The sequence below is a fragment of the Psychrobacter sp. UBA3480 genome (assembly GCF_002377945.1).
Lineage (GTDB): Bacteria > Pseudomonadota > Gammaproteobacteria > Pseudomonadales > Moraxellaceae > Psychrobacter.
Window position 1 is genome coordinate 112,001 of record NZ_DFQV01000032.1, and the last position, 7,772, is coordinate 119,772.

Annotated in this window: 7 protein-coding genes; 2 read left to right on the top strand and 5 right to left on the bottom strand. The window is 41.2% G+C overall.

What is annotated here, in order from left to right; all coding sequences use genetic code 11:
* Positions 1 to 58: 58 nt before the first annotated feature.
* Complete coding sequence (locus B2863_RS12955) at positions 59 to 1,519, bottom strand: hypothetical protein (protein ID WP_296211314.1); 1,461 nt, start codon at positions 1,517 to 1,519, stop codon at positions 59 to 61.
* A gap of 295 nt (positions 1,520 to 1,814) precedes the next feature.
* Between B2863_RS12955 and B2863_RS12960 the strand changes: the two genes are divergently transcribed.
* Positions 1,815 to 2,597, top strand: a complete 783-nt coding sequence (locus tag B2863_RS12960) for an SDR family NAD(P)-dependent oxidoreductase (RefSeq protein WP_057762139.1) — start codon at positions 1,815 to 1,817, stop codon at positions 2,595 to 2,597.
* A gap of 179 nt (positions 2,598 to 2,776) precedes the next feature.
* On the opposite strand, the gene B2863_RS12965 is transcribed toward B2863_RS12960, so the two are convergent.
* The 3 genes from B2863_RS12965 to B2863_RS12975 all read right to left on the bottom strand — a co-directional run bounded on the left by B2863_RS12965 (position 2,777) and on the right by B2863_RS12975 (position 6,303).
* Positions 2,777 to 3,472: a lysophospholipid acyltransferase family protein gene (locus B2863_RS12965; protein ID WP_296211318.1), complete on the bottom strand. Its 696-nt coding sequence runs from the start codon at positions 3,470 to 3,472 to the stop codon at positions 2,777 to 2,779.
* Positions 3,473 to 3,637: 165 nt separating this feature from the next.
* The gene (gene parE / locus B2863_RS12970) at positions 3,638 to 5,524 is read right to left on the bottom strand and encodes a DNA topoisomerase IV subunit B (protein ID WP_102093485.1); all 1,887 of its coding nucleotides are present in this window, start codon (positions 5,522 to 5,524) and stop codon (positions 3,638 to 3,640) included.
* A gap of 110 nt (positions 5,525 to 5,634) precedes the next feature.
* Positions 5,635 to 6,303, bottom strand: coding sequence for a YqiA/YcfP family alpha/beta fold hydrolase (locus B2863_RS12975; protein WP_296211321.1), 669 nt, complete (start codon positions 6,301 to 6,303; stop codon positions 5,635 to 5,637).
* 187 nt (positions 6,304 to 6,490) lie between these two features.
* Here B2863_RS12975 and B2863_RS12980 point away from each other — a divergent pair, with 187 nt between their 5' ends.
* Positions 6,491 to 6,751, top strand: coding sequence for a DUF1289 domain-containing protein (locus tag B2863_RS12980; RefSeq protein ID WP_057762147.1), 261 nt, complete (start codon positions 6,491 to 6,493; stop codon positions 6,749 to 6,751).
* Between the two features lie 359 nt (positions 6,752 to 7,110).
* Here the strand turns inward: B2863_RS12980 and B2863_RS12985 are convergent, their stop codons facing one another.
* The gene (locus B2863_RS12985) at positions 7,111 to 7,578 is read right to left on the bottom strand and encodes a hypothetical protein (RefSeq protein ID WP_296211323.1); all 468 of its coding nucleotides are present in this window, start codon (positions 7,576 to 7,578) and stop codon (positions 7,111 to 7,113) included.
* Positions 7,579 to 7,772 lie beyond the last annotated feature (194 nt).

The window sequence follows — 7,772 nt, forward strand, 5'->3', positions numbered from 1 at the left end:
ATTAATAAATCTGTGGTTCTTCTTATTAATAAACGGCTAGAAAGCTAACTACGTCTATCTACTGCTTATCTTTGCGCGCTGGAATCGTCAAGCTCATCTGTACTTGAGGTAATTTTTCTTTTTGCGCCTTCGCAGGTTTACTATCTTCCACGCTACTAGCAGGTGGTGTATTTTGCTTATTCATCTCTTGTTGTTTTAGTTTCTGCATTTGCTTAGTAAGTTGGCGCTCCCTTTGAGTCATCGCATCAACTGGCTGAATCCACAAGTCAATATCGAAAAAATTCTCATTATTTTCAGTGATAAAATCGATACCAAGCACGACTACATGATGTAGCTCAATAATTGGCAAACGTGTGGCAACGTCTTGTGCGATCTTCGCTAGCTTTGGTTGGACAGCGGCTTTACTATTAGGCCCTTTTGACTCCTGACTATAAAAAACCAGTACATAATGTCGTCCCAAACTCTCATAAGAATGTTGATGTACGACATAGCCATCTTTCTGTAGCGCTGCGCTTTGTTTAGGGTGTCTATATAGCGTACGGATAAGCTCGTGACGTGAAAACAAAGACTCATCTAGCAGTTGTCGTTGCCAGTGAGCGAGCGGTGTTTCTGTCTGCTCTTCATTATTAGCTACATGCTTTTTACCATACGTATCTATCATCTGCATACTTAGCTGAGACCATATCGTGGCTGCCTGTATCATATGCTGATGGTACATCTGAGCAGTTGAACTTTGGTTTTTGTAGGCAAGCGTGATGGCGACCAGTGCTGAGTTAGGTTTGTCTTGTACTTCATTTTTGATGAGCGCATTATCAACTACAATGGCAGGGGCAAATAAATCTGGACTTTGTAAGAAGCGCTCAACCAAAGCGTCTTCTGACTCAAAACTTGGAATATGATTTACAGCCGACTGCTGCAATTGCTCCAGATGATAAGCTAAGAAACGCCATAATTCACAAGGGGTTCGTACCGCTGCTGCTATCGAGTACCAGTCGTCCCAGCTAAAGACCTGCAGCTGCTGCATGCTTTCGCTCATGTCGACAACTAAGTCTTCTAAAAAGTAACGAACCCCAAAATTGTGTTTAAGCCGTTGTAGAGCACTGTTTGCAATGTTTGAAGGGTTTGCACTATCATCGTTATCATCTTGATTGAGACTGCTACTTCCTCCGACAAGCTGAATGTCAAAGATCATAGCTTCATAACCAATTGAAGCATTGGCTTCATTTTGAGTCGATAATGACTTGTACCATGTAAGTGCTGACTTGACCGCAGTCATACGTACAGCCTCAATATCAACTGATTCTGTATCATAGGGTAGATATAGTGTCAGCTCCAACAGCTGCAGCTTGCCAAGTGGCAACTGATACTGGTAGTGACGAGCGATATACTGAGCATTGTATTCATGTTCAATCGTATGCATACCTGCTAGAGTCACTGCCATAGCATCTGCTTGTAAATAACTGACTAGCTCAGTCGTCAGATAGCCCCAGTCGGGCATAGTAGTAATCGAATGGGACACAAGTTCCAACCTTCTATTATCGTATGGTGAATATCGCACATGCCAGCTCGTAATAACAACATCATTATCGCGTATTACAAATATCTGAATGATGCAAAATTATGCTACATAAGCACTATCAGAGACAGTCGCTTTCAAAGCGATCACTTGTTATGATGATATCAAAGCAGTATTGCTTGCGTGCAAGTTTATGGATGACAAACTGTACTTAGTTGTATTTATCGAAACCGTAGTCATTGAAATTTTAATCATCGAATTTTTAATGACTATTATATAATAATAAGGATTAAACATTATGAAGCGTTTTAAAGAAAAGACCGTCGTTGTAACGGGTGCAGGCTCTGGTATTGGCCGTGCAACTGCTATTCGCTTTGCCGAGGAAGGCGCTAGTGTGGTTTTAGTAGGACGTACGGCAGCAACACTAGAAGAAACTGCCAAAGAGTTGCCACAAGATCGTACTTGGATTCATACTGACAATTATCTCATTATTACATGCGACATTAGCGTTCAAAGCCAAGTACAAGAGATGGTTGAGCGCGCTATCGACAAATTTGGCAAAATTGATATCTTGGTCAACAATGCTGGCAAAGCAACTCAAGGTAAAATCACAGAATTGTCTGCTGATGATTGGCGCTCTGCTATCGATGTGAATCTAAACGGAACCTTCTATGTCTCTCAAGCTGCTATGCCTCACTTGATTGCATCAAAGGGTAATATCGTCAATATTTCATCGCTTTCAGGTGTGGGTGGTGACTGGAATATGGCTGCTTACAATGCTGCTAAAGCGGGTGTAACCAATTTAACCCGTACATTGGCATTAGATCATGGTTCAGATGGTGTTCGCGTCAACGCGGTTAATCCAAGCGTCACCAAAACTGATATGACTACGGCTATCCAAGACAATGAGTCTAAAACGGATAAGTTCTTAGCTCGCTGTCCGCTTGGACGTCTAGCAACCCCAGAGGACATCGCCGCTGCCATTACCTTCTTAGCAAGTGATGACGCCTCCATGATTACTGGTGTTAACCTACCTGTCGACGGCGGTGTTAGTGCTTCTAACGGCCAACCACAGTTCTAAATTGTTAAGCTGATAGACATCCAAATATTACTCAAAAAAAGCCCCTGATATCATCATATTAGGGGCTTTTTCAATATAAATTATTAGAACTTAGTTATAGGTAACTGTTAGCCTGCGTACCCGCAATACAGTCAGTTCTGTTAACTTAACTAATTGAACTAATATTTATACTATTTAGCTTATTCAGCTGCATTATTGATGTCTTGTAGTGGCTGCGACAAACGCTCAAGGTGTCTTGGTAGCACCCCTTTATATTGAGAATATATTTTTGGTAAATCTGCTTCGATATCACCTGTAGGATAAACCAGCGACATGAACCGTATTTCTTTAGTATTGTAGTCCATCGCTACTGGCAAAATCGGTACACCAGCACCCACCGCTAAATAATAAAAACCTGTCTTCCACGACTCAGTATATTGCCGTGTACCCTCTGGCGATAATCCCAAAAATAATGGGTCACCAGTTTTGAACTTATCTATACTGGCTTGCAGCACAGAGCCTTTATTACCACGATCGATAGGAATAACCCCTATCCAATTTAATAATTGCGCAAACACAGGCACTTTAAATAGTGTGTGCTTGCCCATAATGCTGATTTTGATATCTAATGCAAACAGACTTGGAATCGCATAAATACCATCCACATTAGAAGTATGGGGCAGAGCAAGCACTACAGCTTGTGAGATATTTGGAATCTCGCCTACCGTACGCCAACCTGACGCCTTTAACAGCGCGGATGCAATAACAGGCGCAAACTTGTTGCCACGCTTTGGAACCTTGTCTCCCAAATGCTTTTTGCTAAGTTTTGGGAGTACTTTGGAACGCGCAGGTTTAGAAACAACAGACTTAGAACGGTTAAAAATCTTCGGTATCATGACAGCACAATATAATGAAAGGTACTGACATAATACCATTAAGCCTTTGTGGCTAGGCTAAATTTTGCGTGCTTTTATTATGTGATAGATCGTTTAGCCATAAATATAAGTAATGACCTATTTCGATATTCTGCACCCATATTTCTTTAGATTCATTGCTAAGTATTAAGAAATATCGGCCAAATCACCTTTGCTCTCAAGCCACGACTTGCGATCAGAGGCACGTTTCTTAGCCAATAGCATATCCATCACGCTATTGGTCAGTACCATGTCATCCATATCTAACTGTACTAAGCGGCGTGTATCACGGCTCATCGTTGTCTCACGTAGTTGCTCAGCACTCATTTCACCAAGCCCTTTAAAACGTGTAATCTGAGCTTTTTTATTGCCCGGTACGTTAGCCAAGATATGTGCAAGCTCTGGCTCATCCAGTGCATAGTGAACTTCTTTACCCACATCCACTCGGTATAATGGCGGCATGGCCACAAACAAATGACCCGCATCCACTAGTGCAGGGAAATGCTTCACAAACAAAGCACAGATCAATGTCGCGATATGGAGTCCATCAGAGTCAGCATCTGCTAAGATACATATCTTGTCGTACCGCAGCTCGGACAAATCGTCAGAGGCAGGATCGACACCGATAGCAATGGCAATATCATGAATCTCTTGGCTTGATAGCACCGTATCTGATGATACTTCCCATGTATTTAGGATTTTGCCACGCAGAGGTAATATTGCCTGATAATGACGATCTCTTGCTTGCTTAGCACTACCACCCGCAGAGTCACCCTCTACTAAGAACAGCTCAGCGCCATCACGCAAATCACCACGGCAGTCTGCCAATTTACCAGGCAATGCGGGTCCCTGAGTAATCTTTTTACGAGCGACTTTTTTGGCAGACTTTAGACGACGACCTGCTTTATTGATCGCCAATTCAGCGATTTGTGTACCCATGTCCGCATGCTGATTTAACCATAGGCTAAAGGCATCTTTTGCCAATGTCTGTACAGCGCCTGCCGCTTCACGGCTAGATAAACGCTCTTTGGTCTGTCCAGAAAACTGCGGCTCAGAGAACTTAAGAGACAGGATATAGTTCACTCCGTCCCAGACGTCTTCCGCGGTTAGTTTCACACTACGTGGTAGCAAATTATGAATATCGCAGAACTCACGCAGTGCCTCTAAGATGCCCGTACGCAGACCATTGACGTGCGTACCGCCCTGAGCTGTGGGAATAAGGTTCACATAGCTTTCTTGAATAGGCGTGCCACCATCAGGCAACCAAGACAAGGCAAAGGTAATGGCAGCTCGTTCGCCCGCTTTCGCATCATAATTATAATAAAACGGTGCTTCAGGTAAGGTTTCCAAACCATCTAATTGTTCGCTTAGATACTCGACTACCCCATCCGTAAACTGCCAAACGACCTTTTCATCATTGATATCATCAGTGAATTCGATCGTAAGTCCAGCGGCCAGAACAGCCTTTGCTTTTAAATTATGCTTGAGCTGTTTTACATTAAATTTGGGCGTATCGAAGAAACTGCCATCCGCCCAAAAGTGTACTCTTGTGCCACGTTTGCGTTTGTTTGAGCTGACTGCTTCCGTTAATGGCGTAACTGGTGCGCCATTCTCAAATGCCATATCAAACTGTGTGCTATCACGCCATACCGTAACCTCGACGCGAGTTGATAGCGCATTGACGACAGAGATACCCACGCCATGTAGACCGCCTGATACTTCATAATTAGAGGTCGAAAACTTTCCACCTGCATGTAAGCGAGTTAATATCAACTCAATACCAGATTGACCAAACTCAGGGTGGATATCAGTTGGCATACCGCGCCCGTCATCTTCGACAGATAACGATCCATCACTATGCAATTGCACCTTGATGGTTTTAGCATAACCAGCCAACGCTTCATCCACTGAGTTATCAATAACCTCTTGCGCCAAATGATTCGGGCGCGTGGTATCGGTATACATACCTGGACGACGACGGACTGGCTCAAGACCTTCTAAAACTTCTAACGATTGCGCATTATATTGACTCACAAATGCATCCTTAACTGTTCGCGTGCGTTTAACTCTATTAAACCATTATAACGAAAAATAGCGACGTTAACGTTAATACTCCATCGCTTACGTCATATAATGTCGTCTATTTAAGGCTGTACTAAACTCTGTAAGATATTCATCACCATCGGTAGCTGCTCATCAAAGTCACTAAAGCGATGATCGCCACCTACTTGCACTATTACCGATGCGCCATGACCTTGATAAAAATCTTTAGACAATTCAGAATTTAATAGCTCGTCACCTTCTTTTAATAGCACAGCAACTTTATCGGAATAATCTACTGATAACAGCTGATTATCTGCAAACCACTGTAAATCTGCAGGCGTAATACTCCAGCCACCCGCTGTCGTATGCAGGACTTTGCTAGTAGATGACTCATTTAAGTTATCTTGACTTGATACTGATTGATTAGAAAAACGCTGTAAAGTGATATGGGGCTGGACACTAGGGTTAAGCAATAAAACTGGGCAACCTATCTGATTGCTTATCAAAGTAGAAAAATACCCACCTAGCGAGCTACCGATTAATACCGTATTTGATAACTCAGTCTGCTTATCTGCTGATTTTCTATCTGCACTATTATTTAGTGCTTTGATTAAAGACAGTAATTGCTCACACACTTGAGCAGGGGTTTTATTTAAATCAGGACGCAGCACATTAATATCAGGATAATGAAGCTGGCAATATTTTTCTAACAACATCCCTTTGGTCGAGTTGGCATCACTGTCCAATCCATGGATATAAATCAAGTTCACGTATCATCTCACTTATTAATTTTGTTATGATTATCTTATAAAGGTTATCAAAGCTAAGCATAGCACCCGCTAGACGGAAATAATAACAATAAAATGGCACACTATTAGTCAGTATTTGCGACATAATAATGTTGTACAGTGATTTTATGCAGGTCAAAGGAATGACGGTAGTCATTATGGAGGAGTCATGAATCAACAGTTTGAGCTGTTCGAGATTGCCAATCCATGTATTGGTCTTTGCCAAAGCAATAAGAAGGGTTATTGCTTTGGTTGCCTGCGTAGTCGAACTGAGCGCCAGCTATGGCATGATATGACGACAGAGCAGCAGCGCGAGGTGCTAAGGCTTATCGCTGGACGTAAGCTGCGCATAGAACAAATGAAACAGCGTAAAGATGAACAGTTAGGTTTTGATTTTGAAGAGATACCTGAGATAGGTGAGTTATTTTAAGAAGTAATTAATCAGGCCAGACATGCCAACAATATCCTCAAAATGCATTAAATTTCGCTAAAATATATGCCCAATAACCTAACAGTAGAATCAGTAGTCCCCACGAGATAGCAAAGCACCAGTAATATAAATCGCTAGTAGTAAATACGTAAAAATAAACAGCCATTCCAACACTGATTACAAGTGAAGCTGCATATCCAATCAACAAGGTAAAGAGAATGTTATTCTCAATTTTGTTTAAGCTTGGGCTATTTTCTGCACATATGTAGAAAAGAAACCCGAAGGCGAAAGCCCCACCAATAGTAATATGCAAAAATGATATTAGAACTAGTAACCAAATTGACACGCATACTTCCTTATTAGTCTAATATCCATTTCAAAAGATTGTCGGAAATTTTGTATTTCTTAGGGTCGGTACTAAAATTCAATGCTTTAACACTCTGTAGCTCAATAAAATTAGAAGGAAGCTTTTCGAATACTTCATTCAAAGTGTCATTGAACACTTTTAATTCAAAGTTTGTTTTCATACCCTCTTGCCAATTATTCCAAGTCTTTTTACTAACTCGGTTAGACATACGTAAATAGATCTGTTCATTGCATAAGTCCATATAATTATATACTTCATTCTGAACAGCACTTGCTTCAGATAAAGGAATTTCTTCACCAATCAATGCTCTATAGGGTATACGCTGGATTATATCGCGGTACTCTTTACTTATCGAATCCTCAAATATAGTTCTCTGTTGTAAAAAGTTTTGTCTTAATTGATAAATAGCTGCTAAGAGACCTAAAAAGGTAATATATAAACCTAGAGAACCCATATTCATAGTTAATTCCTGAAAATATTAGAACCAATTCTGTAGATTAAGTAAGGAATGGAAAAGATGAGTCTTTTATTTTTTCAAATAAAATTATTTTACTACATAGAACTGGAGACCACATACTAGAAATATCAAACAAAGAAAAGCCCCTTGATACGTCAGTATCAAGGGGCTAATCAGGAATAGAGAGCTGACGATGA

Coding starts and splice junctions, on each gene's coding strand:
- B2863_RS12965 (WP_296211318.1), bottom strand. CDS start 3,472: ATGATACCGAAGATTTTTAACCGTTCTAAGTCTGTTGTTTCTAAACCT.
- B2863_RS12980 (WP_057762147.1), top strand. CDS start 6,491: ATGAATCAACAGTTTGAGCTGTTCGAGATTGCCAATCCATGTATTGGT.
- B2863_RS12960 (WP_057762139.1), top strand. CDS start 1,815: ATGAAGCGTTTTAAAGAAAAGACCGTCGTTGTAACGGGTGCAGGCTCT.
- B2863_RS12985 (WP_296211323.1), bottom strand. CDS start 7,578: ATGAATATGGGTTCTCTAGGTTTATATATTACCTTTTTAGGTCTCTTA.